This window comes from Kosakonia sp. MUSA4 (assembly GCF_013085925.1).
In the GTDB taxonomy this organism is placed as follows: Bacteria; Pseudomonadota; Gammaproteobacteria; order Enterobacterales; family Enterobacteriaceae; genus Kosakonia; species Kosakonia sacchari_B.
This window is the reverse complement of record NZ_CP025697.1, coordinates 5,690,020-5,710,992: the sequence shown is the minus strand read 5'-3', so window position 1 is coordinate 5,710,992 and position 20,973 is coordinate 5,690,020. Positions and strand designations below refer to the sequence as shown.

Genomic DNA, 20,973 nt, shown 5'->3' with positions numbered 1-20,973 from the left:
ATACTTTATCTGCCACTCATATGATGAATGCTCAAGGATATGAAAATTCATAATCGACAACTCTCTTTCACCGCCCCCATTCTGGTGAGCTTTATCGGGATCTTCGCGGGATTTGTGATGATCGCTATCCTGGTTATCTTCAGCCAGCGCAAAGAGATGCTGGAACAATATCAGGACATTAACCGTAACTTCACCCATAACCTGGCCGTGAACCATGCCCAGTCGATCCTGCGGGAAAATGACTACATCCTTAGTCGCGCCGCGCTATTTTTAGCGCAAGGCAACAATTTAGATGAAACCGTCAACGGCGATCGCGAGCAGGGTCTGCAATTAATGATGAAGCTGTTGGCGCTGATGCCGACGGTTTCTTCTATTTCACTTGCAGACTCGCAGGGAAGGTATCTGCGCGCTCCGCAGGTGATAGCGGGCAGCGTAAGCGATAGTTTCGATGCCAGCACACGCCCGTGGTTTATGCATCAGGCCGAGTCGAGCATGTTTAACCACTACACCGACACGTATACGGATTACTTTACTCATAACCCGACGGTGAGCCTCTATAAGCCGGTGATCTCCCTCGATGGCAAGCTGAAGGGAACGCTGGCATTCCATCTCGATCTGGTTTCGATGAGTTTCACACTGCGTACGATGCAGGCGCCGATGCAGGGGGAATTTTTCGTGGTCGATCGTGAAGGCAAAGCGATGCTGCATCCGGATACCAGTTCGCTGTTTAAAGCATTTATCAGCCCGTTACTGCTGGCGGCAATGACCGGCGGTGAAGGCTCTGTTTATGATGAAAAAAACGCGACCTGGTATTACTACTATGCGTTTACCAACCCGGACTGGCTTGCCATCTACAAGGTTCAAAACAGCACGCTGAATAACCTTACCCGCCACGCGACCATGATCGTCGGCTGGGGCTTTGGTACGGCAGCCGTCGTGATTATTCTGTTCGGGCTTTACCTTCGTCATGCCTCAAGGACCGTGCTGATCAATATCATCAATGCCATCAACACGGGCGATGTAAAACGGGCACCGAAGCTGGAAGCCATGCTGAGCAAAGCGATCAAAAGCAACAAAGAGCGTGAACAATCATGGGTGCGCCAGGCCACTATTGATGCGTTGACTAACTGCAAAAACCGGCGCGCTTTCGATGCTGATATTGCCGCCCTGATGAACGATCATCAACCCTTCGCACTGGCGCTGGTGGATATCGATAACTTCAAATCCATCAATGATACATGGGGTCATTTAAGCGGTGATATTGTCCTGCGCAATGTCGCGCGTGAAGGGCTGAAAGTGATGCAGCCGCATGGCATTTCGCTTTATCGCTACGGCGGAGAAGAGTTTGCAGTGATTTTCCCTGAGACGCATATTGAAAATTCACAGGCTTATCTCGAAGAGTGGCGAAGCAATGTGGCAAATCGTGGCTGGCGTGAAGACGGCCTGGTTGTGACCTTCAGCGCCGGGCTGGGCGAGTGGCATATGGAATCGCTGGAACAACTCGTCACCGGCGTCGATGAAGCGTTGTATCAAGCCAAGCAGCAGGGTAAGAACCAGATTCTACTGGCGAATGCGAATTAGTGCGCGCACCGTTGCACCAGTTGTAACCGGTTTCAGGTGAAGCAGGGTTTCTTTGTGATGCCATACACACAATCACGGTAAAGCGGTTGTTGATCTCAACTGCGCTGGATAATTATCAACTATCCCATCAACACGAGGCTGACTATGAAAAACATCGTTTTATGTTGTGCTGCGGGTATGTCCACCAGCATGCTGGTGCAGCGGATGAAAGATGCAGCGCAGAAGAAAGGGGTCGAAGTTTCTATCAAAGCGGTTCCCGTTGCGGAATTTAAGGACGAGATTGCAACGGCGGATATTGTGTTGCTGGGGCCACAAGTGAAATACGAGCAGGCAAAATTGCAGGCACAGGCGGAGCCGTTGGGGAAAAAGGTCGCGGTTATCGACATGATGGATTACGGCATGATGAAAGGCGATGTCGTACTTGAAAAAGCCCTTAAGCTTCTGGAGTGAGCGCATGGAAGATTTAGAAACCATCATTATGGAACTGCTGGTTAACGCGGGCGCCGCGCGCAGCCAGGCGTTGACTGCGCTGCAACAGGCACGTAAAGGCGATTTTGACGCGGCGGAACAGGCGATGGAAGAGTCACGGGAATTCGTTAAAGCCGCGCATAAAATTCAGACCCAGTTGATTGGGCTGGATGAAGGGACAGGCAAACTGCCGGTCAATCTGATTACCGTCCATTCGCAGGATCATCTGATGAACGCGATGGTGATTCAGGATCTGGCGGGTGACATGATTGAGCTGTATCGTCGTCTGCCGCTGCGTAATTGACGCAACAAACACCGCAAACAGGCCTGTATCGCAGGCATAAAAAAACCCGCCGAAGCGGGTTTTTTATTAGGCGTAACGATTACTCGTTGTCGGAACCACCCAGACCTGCGTTCAGCAGTTCTGCCAGGCTCGCAGTCGCATCTTCCGCAGTGACCTGCGGTGCTGCCGGCAGTTCGCCAGCGGCGCGACGGCGCATACGATCCTGGTGGTACGCATAACCGGTACCGGCCGGGATCAGACGACCCACGATGACGTTCTCTTTCAGACCGCGCAGTTCGTCGCGTTTGCCCGCAACGGCTGCTTCGGTAAGCACACGAGTCGTCTCCTGGAACGATGCCGCGGAGATGAAGGACTCGGTTGCCAGAGACGCTTTGGTGATACCCAGCAGATCGCGTGCATAGGTTGCACCGATTTTGCCGCTCGCTTCCAGGTCGCGGTTGGCGATCTTAACGCGAGAGTATTCCACCTGCTCACCTTCCAGGAAGTCGGAGCTTCCTGCGTTAACGATGGTGGCTTTACGCAGCATCTGACGAACGATAACTTCGATGTGCTTATCGTTGATCTTAACGCCTTGCAGACGGTAAACGTCCTGGACTTCGTTGGTGATGTAACGCGTTACCGCGTGTACGCCACGAAGACGCAGAATGTCGTGCGGAGCTTCCGGACCGTCGGAAACCACGTCACCACGTTCTACACGCTCACCTTCAAACACGTTGAGCTGACGCCATTTCGGAATCATCTCTTCGTACGGATCGCTACCGTCAACCGGCGTGATCACCAGACGGCGTTTCCCTTTGGTTTCTTTACCGAAGGAAATGATACCGCTGATTTCAGCCAGGATTGCCGGCTCTTTCGGACGACGTGCTTCGAACAGATCCGCAACGCGCGGCAGACCACCGGTAATATCCTTGGTACCGCCGGATTCCTGCGGAATACGCGCCAGGGTGTCACCAGAGCTGATCTGAACGCCATCTTCCAACTGAACAATCGCTTTACCCGGCAGGAAGTACTGTGCAGGCATATCGGTGCCTGGGATCAGTACGTCGTTACCATTGGCGTCAACAATTTTCAGGGCCGGACGCAGGTCTTTACCACCGGTAGTACGTTCTGCAGAATCCAGAACCACCAGCGAAGACAGACCGGTCAGTTCGTCGGTCTGACGGGTAATCGTCTGACCATCGATCATGTCGGTGAAGCGAATAAAACCGCTCACTTCGGTGATAACCGGCATGGTGTGCGGATCCCAGTTTGCAACGGTTTCACCGCCAGCAACCTGCTCGCCATCACCCTTCGCCATTACCGCACCGTAAGGCACTTTATAGCTTTCTTTGGTACGACCGAATTCGTCGATCAATTTCAGCTCAGTGTTACGGGAGGTGACAACCAGTTTGCCGCTGGAGTTAACAACCGACTTCGCGTTGCTCAGACGGATGCTACCTTTGTTTTTCACCTGAATGCTGGATTCAGCAGCCGCACGAGATGCCGCACCACCGATGTGGAACGTACGCATCGTAAGCTGTGTACCCGGCTCACCGATAGACTGTGCCGCGATAACGCCGATGGCTTCACCTTTGTTGATGATGTGGCCACGCGCCAGGTCACGACCATAGCAGTGGGCACACACACCAAAGTCGGTGTCACAGGATACAACGGAACGCACTTTGACGGAGTCAACAGAGTTCGCTTCCAGCAGGTCACACCACTGTTCGTGCAGCAGCGTGTTGCGCGGAACCAGAATATCTGCGGTACCCGGCTTCAGGATGTCTTCCGCAGTCACACGACCCAGAACGCGATCGCGCAGCGGCTCTTTCACGTCGCCACCTTCGATAACCGGCGTCATGGTGATCCCTTCGAGGGTGCCACAATCGTCTTCGGTGACCACCAGATCCTGCGCTACGTCTACGAGACGACGAGTCAGGTAACCGGAGTTCGCTGTTTTCAGTGCGGTATCCGCCAGACCTTTACGCGCACCGTGCGTGGAGATGAAGTACTGGAGTACGTTCAGACCTTCACGGAAGTTCGCGGTGATCGGCGTTTCGATGATGGAGCCATCCGGCTTCGCCATCAGACCACGCATACCAGCAAGCTGACGAATCTGGGCTGCAGAACCACGCGCACCGGAGTCGGCCATCATGTAGATGCTGTTAAAGGAAACCTGCTGCTCTTCCTGGCCGTCACGGTTAATCACGGTTTCAGTTTGCAGGTTGTCCATCATCGCTTTGGATACGCGATCGTTCGCCGCAGCCCAAATATCGATAACTTTGTTGTAGCGTTCGCCAGCGGTTACCAGACCAGACTGGAACTGCTCCTGAATCTCAGCAACTTCGGCTTCCGCTTCGCTGATGATCTCGTGTTTTTTCTCCGGGATGACCATGTCATCGATACCAACGGATGCACCTGAACGCGCTGCATAAGCAAAGCCGGTGTACATCGTCTGGTCCGCAAAAATAACGGTCGGTTTCAGGCCCAGAATGCGGTAACAGGTGTTCAGCATTTTGGAGATCGCTTTCTTGCCCAGCGCCTGGTTGACGATGGTGAAAGGCAGACCTTTCGGTACGATCATCCACAGAATGGCGCGACCAACGGTCGTGTCTTTCAGGCTGGTTTTCGCAACGAATTCGCCGTTAGCATCTTTTTCATATTCGGTGATACGCACTTTAACGCGCGCATGCAGAGAGGCCAGGCCAGCGCGGTAAATACGCTCAGCTTCTTTCGGGCCAGTCAGCACCATGCCTTCGCCTTTGGCGTTAACACAGTCACGGGTCATGTAGTACAGACCCAGTACAACGTCCTGAGACGGAACGATGATAGGTTCGCCGTTCGCCGGAGACAGAATGTTGTTGGTAGACATCATCAGCGCACGCGCTTCCAACTGGGCTTCCAGCGTCAGCGGTACGTGAACAGCCATCTGGTCACCATCGAAGTCGGCGTTGTATGCCGCACAAACCAGCGGGTGCAGCTGGATAGCTTTACCTTCGATCAGTACCGGTTCAAACGCCTGGATACCCAGACGGTGCAGAGTTGGTGCACGGTTCAGCAGTACCGGGTGTTCGCGGATAACTTCGTCCAGGATATCCCAAACGACAGCTTCTTCGCGCTCAACCATTTTCTTCGCGGCTTTGATGGTGGTGGCGAGGCCACGCAGTTCCAGCTTGCCGTAGATGAACGGTTTGAACAGTTCCAGCGCCATTTTCTTCGGCAGGCCGCACTGATGCAGACGCAGGTATGGACCTACGGTGATTACAGAACGACCGGAGTAGTCAACACGTTTACCGAGCAGGTTCTGACGGAAACGACCCTGTTTACCTTTGATCATATCGGCCAAAGATTTCAGCGGACGTTTGTTGGAACCGGTGATCGCACGACCGCGACGGCCGTTATCCAGCAGGGCATCAACCGCTTCCTGCAGCATACGTTTTTCGTTGCGTACGATGATATCCGGCGCCGCCAGATCCAGCAGACGTTTCAGACGGTTGTTACGGTTGATCACGCGACGGTACAGATCGTTCAGATCCGACGTAGCGAAACGACCACCATCCAGCGGAACCAGCGGACGCAGGTCCGGCGGCAGTACTGGCAGAACGGTCAGAATCATCCATTCCGGTTTGTTACCAGACTGTACGAAGGCTTCCAGCAGTTTGATACGCTTGGTCAGCTTCTTACGTTTGGTTTCGGAGTTAGTTTCGTTCAGCTCTTCGCGCAGCTGTTCGCACTCTTGCTCCAGATCCATGCTTTTCAGCAGGGCCTGAATAGCTTCGGCGCCCATTTTCGCGTCGAATTCGTCACCGAACTCTTCCAGCGCGTCCAGGTACTGTTCTTCGGTCAGGATCTGGTTGCGTTCCAGATTGGTCATACCGCCTTCGATAACCACATAGGATTCGAAGTACAGAACACGTTCGATATCGCGCAGCGGCATATCCAGCAGCAGGCCGATACGGGACGGCAGGGATTTCAGGAACCAGATGTGCGCGGTCGGAGACGCCAGCTCGATGTGGCCCATACGCTCACGGCGTACTTTAGTCTGGGTCACTTCAACGCCGCACTTCTCACAGATCACACCACGGTGTTTCAGGCGCTTGTACTTACCGCACAGGCACTCGTAGTCTTTTACCGGCCCAAAGATACGGGCGCAGAAAAGACCGTCACGCTCAGGCTTGAACGTACGGTAGTTAATGGTTTCCGGCTTTTTCACTTCACCGAAAGACCAGGAACGGATCATGTCTGGCGAAGCCAGAGCAATTTTGATCGCATCAAACTCTTCGGTTTTAGTTTGCGCTTTCAGAAACTTTAATAAGTCTTTCACGGATTGGCTCCCGTCGGAGTTAGCACATTCCGCTGCCGGGCATTACCCCGACAGCGGTGACCTGTTTGAGCGAGAATTACTCGTCTTCCAGTTCGATGTTGATACCCAGAGAACGGATCTCTTTCAACAGTACGTTGAAGGATTCCGGCATACCTGGTTCCATCTGATGGTTGCCGTCCACGATGTTTTTATACATCTTGGTTCGACCGTTCACGTCATCAGACTTAACGGTAAGCATTTCTTGCAGGGTGTAGGCGGCACCATATGCTTCCAGTGCCCATACTTCCATCTCACCGAAGCGCTGACCACCGAACTGTGCCTTACCACCCAGCGGCTGCTGAGTAACCAGGCTGTAAGAACCGGTGGAACGCGCATGCATCTTGTCATCAACCAGGTGGTTCAGTTTCAGCATGTACATGTAGCCAACGGTAACCTGGCGCTCGAATTGCTCACCGGTACGACCGTCGAACAGAGTGATCTGACCGGAAGTCGGCAGGCCACCCAGCTGTAACAGTTCCTTGATTTCGGACTCTTTCGCACCGTCGAATACCGGCGTTGCGATCGGCATGCCTTTGCGCAGGTTTTCAGCCAGACGCAGAACTTCTTCATCACTGAAGGTATTCAGGTCAACTTTCTGACGAACATCAGCGCCCAGATCGTATGCACGCTGGATGAATTCGCGCAATTTCGCGACTTCCTGCTGCTGTTTCAGCATGGCGTTAATCTTGTCGCCGATACCTTTCGCAGCCATCCCCAGGTGGGTTTCGAGGATCTGACCGATGTTCATACGAGACGGTACGCCCAGCGGGTTCAGTACGATGTCTACCGGCGTGCCGTTTTCATCGTAAGGCATATCTTCGATCGGGTTGATCTTAGAAATAACACCTTTGTTACCGTGACGACCTGCCATCTTATCACCAGGCTGGATCTGACGTTTAACAGCCAGATAAACCTTAACAATCTTCAGCACGCCCGGTGCCAGATCGTCGCCCTGAGTGATTTTGCGGCGTTTCGCTTCGAGTTTTTTCTCGAACTCGTGTTTCAGTTCGTCGTACTGCTCAGCCAGTTGCTCCAGCTGATTTTGTTTCGCTTCGTCGGTCAGACCGAGTTCCAGCCAGCGGTCGCGCGGCAGTTTGTCGAGCTTCTCAGCTTCAACGCCGCCGGAAACCAGCACTGTATGGATACGGCTAAACAGGCCAGCTTCGAGGATTTGCAGTTCTTCAGACAGATCTTTCTTCGCCTGCTTCAGCTGCATTTCTTCGATTTCCAGCGCACGTTTGTCTTTTTCCACGCCATCGCGGGTAAAGACCTGAACGTCGATAACAGTACCGGAAACACCGTTCGGCACGCGCAGAGAAGAGTCTTTAACGTCAGACGCTTTCTCACCGAAGATCGCGCGCAGCAGTTTCTCTTCTGGCGTCAGCTGAGTTTCGCCTTTCGGCGTTACTTTACCCACCAGAATGTCGCCGCCGGTCACTTCCGCACCAATGTAAACGATACCGGATTCATCCAGTTTGGAGAGCGCAGCTTCACCCACGTTCGGGATGTCAGCGGTGATCTCTTCCGGCCCCAGCTTGGTGTCACGGGACACGCACGCCAGTTCCTGAATGTGGATCGTTGTAAAGCGATCTTCCTGAACAACGCGTTCGGAGACGAGGATGGAGTCTTCGAAGTTGTAACCGTTCCACGGCATGAACGCTACGCGCATGTTCTGGCCGAGTGCCAGTTCACCGAGGTCGGTGGACGGGCCGTCTGCCAGCACGTCGCCGCGCTCAATTGGTTCACCCAGGTAAACACACGGCATCTGGTTGATGCAGGTGTTCTGGTTAGAACGGGTATATTTGGTCAGGTTATAGATGTCGATCCCTGCTTCGCCCGGGTACATCTCGTCTTCGTTAACTTTGATAACGATACGGGAAGCATCCACGTACTGAACGGTACCGCCACGTTTCGCCACTGCGGTTACACCGGAGTCAACGGCAACAGCACGTTCCATACCGGTACCAACCAGCGGCTTATCAGCGCGCAGAGTCGGAACCGCCTGACGTTGCATGTTCGCACCCATCAATGCACGGTTGGCGTCATCGTGTTCCAGGAATGGGATCAGGGACGCACCGACGGAAACCACCTGCTGGGTGGAAACGTCCATGTAGTCAACCTGGTCTGCGCTGAAGAGGCTGGATTCGCCTTTGCTGCGGCAGGTCACCAGATCGTCGACAAAACGACCTTCATCCGTCAGGTTGGTGTTCGCCTGAGCGATAACGTAGTTACCTTCTTCAATTGCAGAAAGGTAATGGATCTCGTCAGTTACCACGCCGTCAGTCACTTTACGGTACGGCGTTTCGAGGAAGCCGTATTCGTTAGTCTGTGCATACACGGACAGGGAGTTGATCAGACCGATGTTCGGACCTTCAGGCGTTTCGATAGGACATACGCGCCCGTAGTGGGTCGGGTGAACGTCTCGAACTTCGAAGCCTGCACGCTCACGGGTCAGACCGCCAGGGCCGAGTGCAGAAATACGACGTTTATGCGTAATCTCGGACAACGGGTTGTTCTGGTCCATAAACTGAGACAGCTGGCTGGAACCGAAGAACTCTTTCACGGCTGCGGAGATCGGCTTGGCGTTGATCATATCCTGTGGCATCAGGGTATCCAGATCGCCCAGAGACAGACGCTCTTTCACCGCACGCTCTACACGCACCAGGCCAACGCGGAACTGGTTTTCCGCCATTTCGCCAACGGAACGGATACGACGGTTGCCGAGGTGGTCGATATCATCCACTTCACCAATACCGTTACGGATACCGATGAGCTTTTTCATCACTTCGATGATGTCTTCTTTGCTCAGGATACCGGAACCTTCGATGGTGTCGCGCAGCAGAGAACGGTTGAACTTCATACGACCAACCGCAGACAGATCGTAGCGGTCTTCAGAGAAGAACAGGTTCTCGAACAGGCTTTCAGCCGCTTCACGAGTCGGCGGTTCGCCCGGGCGCATCATACGGTAGATCTCTACCAGCGCGCTCAGTCGATCGTTGGTCGGGTCGACGCGTACAGTCTCAGAGATGTACGGACCGTGGTCCAGATCGTTGGTGAACAGCGTTTCGATACGTTTGTGGCCAGCCTGGCTCAGCTTCGCCAGCAGATCGAGCGACAGTTCCATGTTCGCCGGGCAGATCAGTTCGCCAGTGGATTCGTCGACATAGTCTTTAGACGCCACTTTACCCGCGATGTACTCAACCGGAACTTCGATATGTTGAATCTCGTCTTTTTCCAGCTGACGGATATGGCGCGCGGTAATACGGCGGCCTTTCTCAACATACATTTTGCCGTTCGCTTCGATGTCGAAGGACGCGGTTTCGCCGCGCAGACGTTCCGGCACCAGTTCCATTTGCAGTTTGTTGTCGCGAATCTCAAAGACCACTTTTTCAAAGAACAGGTCAAGGATCTGCTCAGTGGTGTAGTTCAGCGCGCGCAGGATAATGGTAGCCGGCAGCTTACGACGACGGTCGATACGAACGAACAGGTTATCTTTCGGATCGAACTCAAAGTCCAGCCAGGACCCACGGTAAGGAATAATACGTGCGTTATAAAGCACCTTACCAGATGAGTGAGTTTTACCCTTATCGCTGTCAAAGAAGACGCCTGGGCTACGGTGGAGCTGAGAAACGATAACACGCTCAGTACCGTTGATAACAAAGGTACCGTTGTCGGTCATGAGCGGAATTTCGCCCATGTAGACTTCTTGTTCTTTAATATCTTTAACAGTGCCTTCCGGCGCTTCGCGCTCGTAGATCACCAGACGCAGTTTTACGCGCAGCGGAGCGGAGTAAGTTACGCCACGGATCTGACACTCTTTAACATCAAAAACAGGTTCGCCAAGACGGTAGCTGACGTATTGCAGTTCCGAATTGCCGCTGTAGCTCTTAATCGGGAACACGGAGCGGAATGCCGCTTCCAGACCGTACTGCCCTTCAGGATCTTGCTCGATAAACTTCTGGAACGAGTCAAGCTGGATAGAAAGGAGATATGGAACATCCAGAACTTGTGGACGTTTACCAAAATCCTTACGAATACGTTTTTTCTCGGTATAGGAGTAAACCATAGGGTTCCTCAGCTCGCTGACAAGTCGACCCACTCTGCCCGTCGAAAGGACAGTTTATGCAACACTATTTTTTTGACCGGAAAGTGGAGCACTTTCCGCAATGCTTGTTGCTATCACGCTTAAATCATTTCATTGCGGTTTACACAGAAGCGAGCTCCTGTCGCAGTATATTAAGTCGTCGATAGAAACAAGCATTGTAAAGGCTACTGGTAGTTAAACAGTGTGAAACGCTACCGGCACCTTCTACAGCGCAAAAAGGCTGGTGACCAAAAAGTCACCAGCCATCAGCCTGATTACTCAGGCTGCAACCGGAAGGGTTGGCTTATTTAACTTCAACTTCAGCGCCAGCTTCTTCCAGAGATTTTTTCAGAGCTTCAGCGTCATCTTTGCTCACGCCTTCTTTCAGAGCGGCCGGAGCAGATTCTACCAGGTCTTTAGCTTCTTTCAGACCCAGGCCAGTTGCGCCACGTACTGCTTTGATAACAGCAACTTTGTTAGCGCCAGCGGCTTTCAGAATAACGTCGAATTCAGTTTTCTCTTCAGCAGCTTCAGCAGCCGGGCCAGCAGCAACAGCTACAGCAGCAGCAGCAGAAACACCGAATTTTTCTTCCATTGCAGAAATCAGTTCTACAACGTCCATTACGGACATAGCGGAAACTGCTTCAATGATTTGATCTTTAGTGATAGACATTTAAATTGTTCCTGAATATCAGAATAAGTTTATACGTAAGCAAATGCTTTATAAAGAAAACTGCGATTAAGCAGCTTCTTTCGCATCGCGTACAGCAGCCAGAGTACGAACCAGTTTGCCAGCAGAGGCTTCTTTCATGGTTGCCATCAGGCGTGCAATTGCTTCTTCGTAGGTCGGCAGGGTTGCCAGGCGATCGATCTGGGACGCCGGGATCAACTCACCTTCAAAGGCAGCGGCTTTGACCTCAAATTTTGCATTCGCTTTCGCGAACTCTTTGAACAGACGAGCAGCAGCGCCCGGGTGTTCCATAGAGTATGCAATCAGGGTCGGACCAACAAACGCGTCTTTCAGGCACTCAAAAGAAGTACCTTCAACAGCACGGCGCAGCAGGGTGTTACGAACAACACGCATGTAAACGCCAGCTTCGCGACCCGCTTTACGCAGTTCGGTCATTTTATCTACGGTCACGCCACGGGAATCCGCAACAACCGCAGACAGCGCGCCTTTGGCTACTTCGCTGACTTCAGCAACAATCGCTTGTTTGTCTTGAAGATTTAAAGCCATTAGCTTTGCTCCTGGATGTTTGCCAGGGCTCATGCCCTGGAACTCACTTCACTCTTCTCAAAGAAAAGAGCGTCTTAATACGGTGAGCAGAAACAAGCCAAAGAGTACTTTAAAAATAATCTTTAGGTTCTGTCACCGTCTACGCAGGGAATTAAGCTTCTTACGAAACACCTGCGGTCTTCGACGGAGGCTTGGATAGGCCAGGCTCCAACGAACAAATCTTTTCTTGCTAACTTACGCTAGCAAATCGTGGGGGTAAGATTGTAGACAAATTCACCACCCACGTAAAGGCGAATCTTAGTTCGCTACTGCGCTCAGACCAGCCTGGTCTACCGCAACACCAGCACCCATGGTAGTGGAGATGCTAATTTTCTTGATGTACACGCCTTTCGCCTGAGTCGGTTTTGCTTTTTTCAGCGCAACCAGCAGAGCTTCCAGGTTTTCTTTCAGTTTGTCAGCGTCAAAGTTCACTTTACCGATGGTGGTGTGGATGATGCCGTTTTTGTCGTTACGGTAACGAATCTGACCGGCTTTAGCGTTTTTAACTGCTTCAGCAACGTTCGGAGTTACAGTACCAACTTTCGGGTTTGGCATCAGGCCACGCGGACCCAGAACCTGGCCCAGCTGGCCAACAACGCGCATTGCATCCGGAGAAGCAATAACAACGTCAAAGTTCATTTCGCCTTTTTTGATCTGATCAGCCAGATCTTCCATACCTACCAGCTCTGCGCCAGCTGCTTTAGCAGCTTCAGCGTTCGGGCCCTGGGTAAATACGGCAACGCGAACTGAACGGCCAGTACCGTGCGGCAGTACAGTTGCACCACGTACGTTCTGGTCAGATTTACGCGCGTCGATGCCGAGGTTAACGGCAACGTCTACGCTTTCTACGAATTTAGCAGTGGCCAGCTCTTTCAGCAGAGCAATGGCTTCGTTGATGTCGTACTGTTTGGTCGCATCAACTTTGTCACGGATCACGCGCATGCGCTTGGTCAGTTTAGCCATTTCTTAATCCTCCACTACCAGGCCCATGGAACGTGCAGTACCTTCGATTGAGCGAGTCATCGCTTCAATGTCAGCACCGGTCATGTCCGCGGCTTTAGTCTGAGCGATTTCCTGCAACTGAGCGCGGGAGATTTTGCCCACTTTGTCTTTGTTCGGCTTGCCGGAACCAGACTTGATACCAGCCGCTTTCTTCAGCAGAACTGCTGCCGGAGGCGTTTTGGTAACGAAAGTGAAGGAACGGTCAGCATAAACGGTAATAACTACCGGAATTGGCAGACCTTTTTCCAGGGATTCTGTTTTGGCGTTGAACGCTTTACAGAATTCCATGATGTTAACACCCTGCTGACCCAGAGCCGGACCGACTGGCGGGCTCGGGTTTGCCATGCCAGCTGCTACCTGCAGCTTGACGTAGGCCTGGACTTTCTTAGCCATTGAAATTTCCTCGTTTGGGTATAGCGCCCCGAAAGGCTCCCCGTGTTAAAGATGTTTTACGTGCATATCGCCCGTAAAAACAAAAGGCGCGAAATTGTATGTCAATTTCACGCCTTGTGCAACGTTTGATCGCCGAAGAATTAAGCTTTTTCTACCTGGCTGAAATCCAGTTCTACCGGAGTCGCACGACCAAAGATAGAAACGGAAACTTTCAGACGGGACTTCTCATAGTCCACTTCTTCAACCACGCCGTTAAAGTCAGCGAACGGACCGTCGCTAACGCGGACCATTTCACCCGGCTCAAACAACGTTTTCGGACGCGGCTTATCACCCACCTGCTGAAGGCGGTTCATAATCGCATCGACTTCTTTATCGCTAATCGGCGCGGGACGATCGGACGTACCACCGATGAAGCCCATAACGCGCGGAACGCTGCGTACCAGGTGCCAACTGGCATCATTCATTACCATCTGGACAAGCACGTAGCCCGGGAAGAATTTACGTTCGCTTTTGCGACGCTGGCCGCCACGGATTTCAACCACTTCTTCGGTTGGAACCATAACTTCGCCAAACAACTCTTCCATGTTGTGTAATTTGATATGCTCACGCAGCGATGTTGCTACGCGGCCTTCAAAACCGGAAAACGCCTGAACGACGTACCAGCGCTTTTTAGGAGCTTCAGACATCTCAGAACCTCAGGCCAGTGATAAAGGAAACCAGGCGAACCAGAATACCATCCAGTCCCCACAGGATCAGTGACATGACTGCGGTTACCGCAGCCACGATCAATGTGGTGTGCAACGTTTCCTGACGAGTAGGCCAAATCACTTTACGTACTTCGGTTCTCGCTTCACGGGCAAATGCAACGGTCGCTTTACCCTTCGTCGTCAACAGCGCGACACCACCTGCTGCAGCAATCAAAATAACAACTGCCAGCGCGCGGAGTGGCAGCATCATGTCACGATAAAGATAGTTGCCAACGATAGCCACGAGCAGCAGTACAGCAACAACAACCCACTTCATCGCTTCCAGGCCGCGCCCGCTCCCTTGAGCTTCGGTATTCGCACTCATAAACCAACCTGTCACAAGAATTCAGACAAACATTTTTGCCCCGCATAAGCGAGGCAACCAAACCGAAATGCTCTGGCGAGATTCGGACTAACGCCCTCAACAGAGCCTGTCTCAGCAATGATTATGACAAAAAAAATCACTGATGAGCCAGGTTCTGGTTCGAAAGCGTACAAAAAGGGCATCAAATGATGCCCTCTTCTTGCGCATTGCGTCAAATGTTATCAGCGATTAGCTGAGAACTTTTGCTACAACGCCCGCGCCAACGGTACGGCCGCCTTCACGGATTGCGAAACGCAGACCATCGTCCATCGCAATCGGGTGAATCAGGGTAACAACCATTTTGATGTTGTCGCCCGGCATTACCATCTCCACGCCTTCCGGCAGTTCGATGGTGCCTGTCACGTCAGTTGTACGGAAGTAGAACTGCGGACGGTAGCCTTTGAAGAACGGAGTGTGACGGCCGCCTTCATCTTTGGACAGGATATAAACTTCAGATTCGAATTTGGTGTGCGGCTTGATGGAACCCGGCTTAGCCAGTACCTGACCACGTTCGATTTCTTCACGTTTGATACCACGCAGCAGAACACCTACGTTCTCACCGGCACGGCCTTCGTCCAGCAGTTTGCGGAACATTTCAACGCCAGTACAGGTGGATTTCGCGGTGTCTTTGATGCCCACGATTTCAACTTCTTCACCCACTTTGATGATACCGCGCTCTACACGACCGGTAACAACAGTACCACGACCGGAGATGGAGAATACGTCTTCGATCGGCAGCAGGAACGGCTTGTCAATCGCACGCTCTGGTTCCGGAATGTAGGAATCCAGGTAGTCAGCCAGTTCGAGAATCTTCGCTTTCCACTCTGCTTCGCCTTCCAGCGCTTTCAGGGCAGAACCACGAACGATCGGCGTGTCGTCGCCCGGGAAACCGTACTGAGACAGCAGTTCACGAACTTCCATCTCTACCAGTTCCAGCAGCTCTTCGTCATCAACCATGTCACATTTGTTCAGGAACACGATGATGTACGGAACGCCTACCTGACGACCCAGCAGGATGTGCTCACGGGTCTGCGGCATCGGGCCGTCAGTCGCAGCAACAACCAGGATCGCGCCGTCCATCTGCGCAGCACCGGTGATCATGTTTTTAACATAATCGGCGTGCCCCGGGCAGTCTACGTGTGCGTAGTGACGGTTAGCAGTATCGTATTCAACGTGAGAAGTGTTGATGGTGATACCACGCGCTTTTTCTTCCGGCGCGTTATCGATCTGGTCGAATGCGCGAGCCTGACCACCGTGTGCTTCTGCCAGAACGGTAGAGATTGCAGCGGTCAGCGTTGTTTTACCATGGTCAACGTGGCCGATAGTACCGACGTTAACGTGCGGTTTTGTACGTTCATATTTTTCTTTAGACATCGATTGTCCCTCTAAGACACGGATAAATCGGTGATATCACCACATCAACCAGGCAACATGCCCGACTTGTTGAATGCTAAATAACAGAAGAAAAACCAGGGAGGAGAAATGAAGTGGTGCTGATACCCAGAGTCGAACTGGGGACCTCACCCTTACCAAGGGTGCGCTCTACCAACTGAGCCATATCAGCACATCGTGGAGCGGGCAGCGGGAATCGAACCCGCATCATCAGCTTGGAAGGCTGAGGTAATAGCCATTATACGATGCCCGCATCCTGAAACTCGGCTACCCAGTGCTTCTGTATTATCGGGAGAAGATTCTCTCCCTAAGAGCTGATTCACTACTGACACCAACTCTGGTTACGTTTTAACGTAACCGAAAATGGTGGTGGGGGAAGGATTCGAACCTTCGAAGTCTGTGACGGCAGATTTACAGTCTGCTCCCTTTGGCCGCTCGGGAACCCCACCGGACTTGATGGTGCCGACTACCGGAATCGAACTGGTGACCTACTGATTACAAGTCAGTTGCTCTACCTACTGAGCTAAGTCGGCATCAAGTAGCGCGCATTCTAGGGAGACAGAGGAGTTGATGCAACAAAAAAATTGCACAAAACGTTCTATCGCTCACATTTTGCACGACACCCTATATAAACGCTGTAATTTCATGCAATGAAGTATAAAAAAACAGCACCACGCTCCACGACTTTGCGCCAGTAAGTCTCCTTTAACCGCAACAACATCGGGCATCTCTTCGGTGCGACTGCGTTAACATGGTGCAAAAAACCGTCACCACAGTGAATATCTCTGAAGCCAGACACAGATTGTGTGTTGGATCACTAATTGCATTGCTTTAGCCACCAACCCAATGGAGGTTTCACGATGAAAATTGTCTTGTTAAACGCAGCTACTTTGCCGGTCTACTGTCCGGAACTCGCTGAACTACTGCTGGATGCAGTTCACAGTGGCGCCTCCATCGGGTATCAACGCGCAATTAGCCAGCAGGAAGCAGAAAACACCTTCTCACGGTTACGCAATGAGCTGGAAACAGGAGAGCGCCTGATCTGGATTGCACGCGATGAGCAGGGCATTGCCGGCAGCGTTAGTCTGCAGTTCCCCATGCAACCTGAAGCACTTAACAGGGCCAACATAAAATTGTTGCTGGTACACCGCCGTGTGCGGCGTAGCGGTATTGGGAAGAAGCTCCTGGCGGAGCTGGAGAAAACAGCCTGTATGCGCCAGCGCGGTCTGCTGTGGCTGGAAACACCGTCAGGTTCTGCTGCAGAAGCATTTTATCGTTCGCAGGGATATCGCTGCCTTGGGGAAATTCCCGATTATCTCTGTTCAGCGGATGGTTATTACCAACCGGCAGCCATTTACTTCAAACGTTTATTTGCGGTTAATCAGTTTGTTCGTTCTATTGCCAGTTGATGTGCAGAGCGTGATGCTTTCGAGGGAAAGCATCACGCAGACGCGATTTTTCATATTATTCCCTGTCATCTGGTGTTAACCTCCTGCCCATTGATCCCACTTATTTCAATAACGTCGAGCCATAGCATTACCTTAAGAGACTCTCTCTCACAACGTACCGGAAGCCTACGTGACGAGGGGTAATAGCGGGCAGATAAAGCTTATGAGTAAAAAAGAGCAAACGTTAATGACGCCTTACTTACAGTTTAATCGCAGCCAGTGGGCTGCTCTTCGTGATTCAGTTCCGATGACGCTTACCGAGGGCGAAATCGCACGATTAAAAGGCATTAATGAAGACCTTTCTTTGGAAGAAGTTGCAGAGATTTATCTCCCCCTTTCCCGTTTACTCAATTTCTATATCAGTTCGAACCTGCGCCGCCAGGCCGTACTTGAGCAATTCCTTGGGACGAACGGGCAACGCATTCCGTACATCATCAGCATTGCGGGCAGCGTGGCGGTAGGGAAAAGTACTACCGCCCGTGTGCTACAGGCATTATTGAGCCGCTGGCCAGAACATCGTCGTGTTGAACTAATTACAACGGATGGTTTTCTGCATCCCAATCAGGTGCTGAAAGATCGTGGGCTAATGAAGAAAAAAGGCTTCCCTCAATCTTATGATATGCATCGCCTGGTGCAGTTTGTTTCGGATATTAAATCCGGGGTGCCGAATGTCACAGCGCCGGTTTATTCGCATCTGATATATGACGTGATCCCGGATGGAGATAAAACAGTCGCTCAGCCTGATATTTTAATTCTCGAAGGGTTGAATGTATTACAGAGCGGTATGGATTATCCTCATGACCCGCATCACGTATTTGTCTCCGATTTTGTCGATTTTTCTATTTATGTTGATGCACCGGAAGATCTATTACAAACCTGGTATATCAACCGCTTCCTGAAGTTCCGCGAAGGCGCATTTACCAACCCTGATTCTTATTTCCACAATTATGCGAAATTATCCGAACAGGAAGCGATTGAGATCGCCTTGTCGCTGTGGAAAGAAATTAACGGGTTAAATCTTAAAGAAAATATTTTACCAACCCGCGAGCGGGCCAGCCTGATTATGACTAAAAGCGCTAACCATGCGGTTGAGCAGGTTCGTTTGCGTAAATAAATAAAGGGAGCGTCTCGCTCCCCTGTTTATTCTGCGCTGCGCAGTGAAATTTCTCCGCCGACCCAGGGTCTTATAACCCCATCCTGTTCAAGCAGTAGTGCTCCTTGCGCATCAATACCCCGGGAAATACCAACAATTTCTTTCTCACCGATAATCAGTTTTACCGGACGATTAATAAAGTTATCCAGTTTTTCCCAGCGGGAAAGGAACGGAGCAAGCCCTTCTTGTTCAAAGCATTTCAGTGCAGTGCGTAATTCCGTAACCAGACGTATGGCGAGCATGTTGCGATCGATGCGAACACCGGCTTCCTGCAGATTAATCCAGCTCTGGCTGATGTCTTCAGCCTGTGCTTTACGCATCATCAGATTAACTCCAGCGCCAATCACGATCTGCGCCGCATCGCCAGTTTTACCGGTTAATTCGACGAGGATACCAGCCAGTTTACGATCCTGAAGATAGAGATCATTCGGCCATTTAACCCGCACCTGATCGGCACCTAAATCGCGTAAAACTTCCGCCATTACAATACCTATCACCAGACTTAACCCAATTGCCGCTGCTGGCCCTTGCTCCAGACGCCAGTACATGGAGATATAGAGATTCGAACCGAACGGAGAGATCCATTTTCGGCCACGGCGACCACGGCCTGCCTGTTGATATTCCGCCACGCAGGCATCACCTGAATGCAGCTCATTAAGGCGATCCAGCAGATACTGATTTGTCGAATCAATCACCGGTAAAACGGTAATATTCCCCTGCGTGATACGTGAACGGATCAATGTTTCGTCCAGAAGCTGGATAGGTTCTGGTAAACTGTAACCTTTACCCGGAACGGTAAAGACTTCGATTCCCCAGTCACGAAGGGTCTGGACATGTTTATTGATTGCCGCGCGGCTCATTCCCAGGCGTTCACCCAGTTGCTCGCCGGAATGGAATTCGCCATTTGCCAGAATAGAGATCAGCGTTAACGGAACGGTATTATCCTTCATGCAATCGTCTCCACGGCATTCACCTCACCGGCACAACCGATAAAACGCACTTCCGGCTCGAGCCAGACATTAAACTTCTCGCCTACGCGCTGGCGCACGAGGTGGGCGAGTTGCACCACATCATCGCTTGTAGCCTGCCCGGTATTTATCAGTACCAGCGCTTGTAAATGATGGATCGCTGCACCGCCAACAGCGACGCCTTTTAGCTGACATTGATCGATCAGCCAGCCAGCCGCCAGCTTTACGGAACCGTCAGCCTGCGGATAGTGCGGAGCATCAGGAAAGGCGGAGAGTAAGATACCCGCCTGTTCTGCTGAGATCACTGGGTTTTTAAAGAAACTACCAGCATTCCCGTTAACTTTTGGGTCCGGTAATTTGGTGGTACGCATATGGCATACAGCGTCAAAAACATCTTTTGGTGTGACTGTTGCGGGATCAAGCCGGGTCAGGTCACCGTAGGTAAGTACCGGTTTCCAGTTTTTTGCCAGACGTAAACCGACCGCCGTAATGGCATAACGATTCTGGTACTCATGTTTAAAGATGCTGTCGCGATAGCCGAAACGACAGGCCTCTGCGGACAAGCGCTTAGATTCACCACTGCTGAGTTCTACACAGTCGACATAATTACAGACGCGCTGCAACTCGATTCCATATGCACCGATATTCTGAATCGGTGAACTCCCCGTACAACCCGGGATAAGTGCCAGATTCTCAAGGCCTGGCATTCCCTGTTCCAGAGTCAGTTGCACCAGGTGATGCCAATTTTCGCCCGCGCCGACGTGTAGATACCATGCATCGGCTTCTTCACGCACCTCAATACCCATAATACGGTTGATAATGACTGTTCCGGAAAAATCCTCCAGAAACAGTACGTTACTGCCTTCACCCAGAATCAGCACAGCCTGCTGGCTCTGTACCGCAGCCTGCCATGCACTGAGCAGTTGCTGCGACGTTTCGGCACAGACAATATGGTGGGCATTCCGATCAATACCAAAGGTATTCCATGGTTTAAGGGAGTGATTCATTAGCGATATCCTGATGCAAAAACACGGCTAAGTTTACCGTATCCAGGTGACGAGCGCTTGTGGTGTTTAAGGCAGGCATAAAGCAAAAAAGCCCCGTACCTGCGCACGGGGCTTCCCTGTCTGTTCCGCTTCAGCTTCTGGCTCAACGCAAAAAGGCCATCCTTACGGATGGCCTCTTCACCGATTTGATGCCTGGCAGTTCCCTACTCTCGCATGGGGAGACCCCACACTACCATCGGCGCTACGGCGTTTCACTTCTGAGTTCGGCATGGGGTCAGGTGGGACCACCGCGCTAGTGCCGCCAGGCAAATTCTGTTTACCGTCATGCCCTCAGGGCACACCGGTCTAATCTGTATCAGGCTGAATATCGTCTCTCACCGCCAAAACATCTTCGGCGTTGTAAGGTTAAGCCTCACGGTTCATTAGTACCGGTTAGCTCAACGCA

General features: G+C 51.9%; 16 protein-coding genes, 4 tRNA genes and 1 rRNA gene. 5 read left to right on the top strand and 16 right to left on the bottom strand.

The genetic code is table 11. The annotated features are described in order from the left end of the window. Nucleotides 1–39: 39 nt before the first annotated feature. The 3 genes from C0557_RS27170 (at nt 40) to C0557_RS27160 (ending at nt 2,353) form a co-directional block, all read left to right on the top strand. Complete coding sequence (locus tag C0557_RS27170) at nt 40–1,581, top strand: sensor domain-containing diguanylate cyclase (RefSeq protein WP_208662706.1); 1,542 nt, start codon at nt 40–42, stop codon at nt 1,579–1,581. A 144-nt stretch (nt 1,582–1,725) separates the two neighbouring features. Beyond that, nucleotides 1,726–2,031: a PTS sugar transporter subunit IIB gene (locus tag C0557_RS27165; protein WP_035890299.1), complete on the top strand. Its 306-nt coding sequence runs from the start codon at nt 1,726–1,728 to the stop codon at nt 2,029–2,031. 4 nt (nt 2,032–2,035) lie between these two features. Beyond that, the gene (locus C0557_RS27160) at nt 2,036–2,353 is read left to right on the top strand and encodes a PTS lactose/cellobiose transporter subunit IIA (protein WP_035890295.1); all 318 of its coding nucleotides are present in this window, start codon (nt 2,036–2,038) and stop codon (nt 2,351–2,353) included. A 79-nt stretch (nt 2,354–2,432) separates the two neighbouring features. On the opposite strand, the gene rpoC is transcribed toward C0557_RS27160, so the two are convergent. The 13 genes from rpoC to C0557_RS27095 all read right to left on the bottom strand — a co-directional run bounded on the left by rpoC (nt 2,433) and on the right by C0557_RS27095 (nt 16,485). Next, nucleotides 2,433–6,656, bottom strand: coding sequence for a DNA-directed RNA polymerase subunit beta' (rpoC, locus tag C0557_RS27155; RefSeq protein WP_208662704.1), 4,224 nt, complete (start codon nt 6,654–6,656; stop codon nt 2,433–2,435). Nucleotides 6,657–6,732: 76 nt separating this feature from the next. Further along, complete coding sequence (rpoB, locus tag C0557_RS27150; protein WP_074780676.1) at nt 6,733–10,761, bottom strand: DNA-directed RNA polymerase subunit beta; 4,029 nt, start codon at nt 10,759–10,761, stop codon at nt 6,733–6,735. 322 nt (nt 10,762–11,083) lie between these two features. Then, nucleotides 11,084–11,452 carry a 50S ribosomal protein L7/L12 gene (rplL, locus tag C0557_RS27145; RefSeq protein WP_007727297.1) on the bottom strand — a complete coding sequence of 123 codons (369 nt, stop codon included), beginning with the start codon at nt 11,450–11,452 and terminating at the stop codon, nt 11,084–11,086. Nucleotides 11,453–11,518: 66 nt separating this feature from the next. After that, nucleotides 11,519–12,016, bottom strand: a complete 498-nt coding sequence (gene rplJ / locus C0557_RS27140) for a 50S ribosomal protein L10 (RefSeq protein WP_035890288.1) — start codon at nt 12,014–12,016, stop codon at nt 11,519–11,521. A 297-nt stretch (nt 12,017–12,313) separates the two neighbouring features. After that, on the bottom strand, nt 12,314–13,018 hold the full coding sequence (gene rplA / locus C0557_RS27135) for a 50S ribosomal protein L1 (RefSeq protein ID WP_043955791.1): 705 nt from the start codon (nt 13,016–13,018) through the stop codon (nt 12,314–12,316). Between the two features lie 3 nt (nt 13,019–13,021). After that, nucleotides 13,022–13,450 (bottom strand): 50S ribosomal protein L11, encoded by a 429-nt coding sequence (gene rplK / locus C0557_RS27130; RefSeq protein WP_008503452.1) that lies wholly within the window; start codon nt 13,448–13,450, stop codon nt 13,022–13,024. 140 nt (nt 13,451–13,590) lie between these two features. Then, nucleotides 13,591–14,136 (bottom strand): transcription termination/antitermination protein NusG, encoded by a 546-nt coding sequence (nusG, locus tag C0557_RS27125; protein WP_006816549.1) that lies wholly within the window; start codon nt 14,134–14,136, stop codon nt 13,591–13,593. Between the two features lies 1 nt (nt 14,137). Beyond that, entirely contained in the window at nt 14,138–14,521 is a 384-nt protein-coding gene (gene secE, locus C0557_RS27120; RefSeq protein ID WP_003033128.1) for a preprotein translocase subunit SecE, read from the bottom strand. A gap of 228 nt (nt 14,522–14,749) precedes the next feature. Next, a complete protein-coding gene (gene tuf / locus C0557_RS27115; RefSeq protein ID WP_208662701.1) occupies nt 14,750–15,934 on the bottom strand; it encodes an elongation factor Tu in 1,185 nt (394 codons plus the stop codon). 114 nt (nt 15,935–16,048) lie between these two features. Beyond that, nucleotides 16,049–16,124: transfer RNA gene (locus C0557_RS27110), tRNA-Thr, on the bottom strand. 6 nt (nt 16,125–16,130) lie between these two features. Then, nucleotides 16,131–16,205 (bottom strand) — tRNA-Gly (locus tag C0557_RS27105). A 111-nt stretch (nt 16,206–16,316) separates the two neighbouring features. Continuing rightward, nucleotides 16,317–16,401, bottom strand: a tRNA-Tyr gene (locus tag C0557_RS27100). An 8-nt stretch (nt 16,402–16,409) separates the two neighbouring features. Continuing rightward, nucleotides 16,410–16,485 (bottom strand) — tRNA-Thr (locus tag C0557_RS27095). Nucleotides 16,486–16,812: 327 nt separating this feature from the next. Here C0557_RS27095 and C0557_RS27090 point away from each other — a divergent pair. Beyond that, nucleotides 16,813–17,361: an N-acetyltransferase gene (locus C0557_RS27090; RefSeq protein WP_208662699.1), complete on the top strand. Its 549-nt coding sequence runs from the start codon at nt 16,813–16,815 to the stop codon at nt 17,359–17,361. Between the two features lie 202 nt (nt 17,362–17,563). Then, on the top strand, nt 17,564–18,514 hold the full coding sequence (coaA, locus tag C0557_RS27085) for a type I pantothenate kinase (RefSeq protein ID WP_035890515.1): 951 nt from the start codon (nt 17,564–17,566) through the stop codon (nt 18,512–18,514). 26 nt (nt 18,515–18,540) lie between these two features. Here the strand turns inward: coaA and birA are convergent, their stop codons facing one another. The 3 genes from birA to rrf form a co-directional block, all read right to left on the bottom strand. Then, nucleotides 18,541–19,503 (bottom strand): bifunctional biotin--[acetyl-CoA-carboxylase] ligase/biotin operon repressor BirA, encoded by a 963-nt coding sequence (birA, locus tag C0557_RS27080; RefSeq protein ID WP_208662697.1) that lies wholly within the window; start codon nt 19,501–19,503, stop codon nt 18,541–18,543. Continuing rightward, nucleotides 19,500–20,528 (bottom strand): UDP-N-acetylmuramate dehydrogenase, encoded by a 1,029-nt coding sequence (murB, locus tag C0557_RS27075; protein ID WP_208662695.1) that lies wholly within the window; start codon nt 20,526–20,528, stop codon nt 19,500–19,502. Before murB ends, birA begins: the two co-directional genes overlap by 4 nt. A gap of 190 nt (nt 20,529–20,718) precedes the next feature. Next, a 5S ribosomal RNA gene (rrf, locus tag C0557_RS27070) occupies nt 20,719–20,834 on the bottom strand. Between the last annotated feature and the right edge of the window lie 139 nt (nt 20,835–20,973).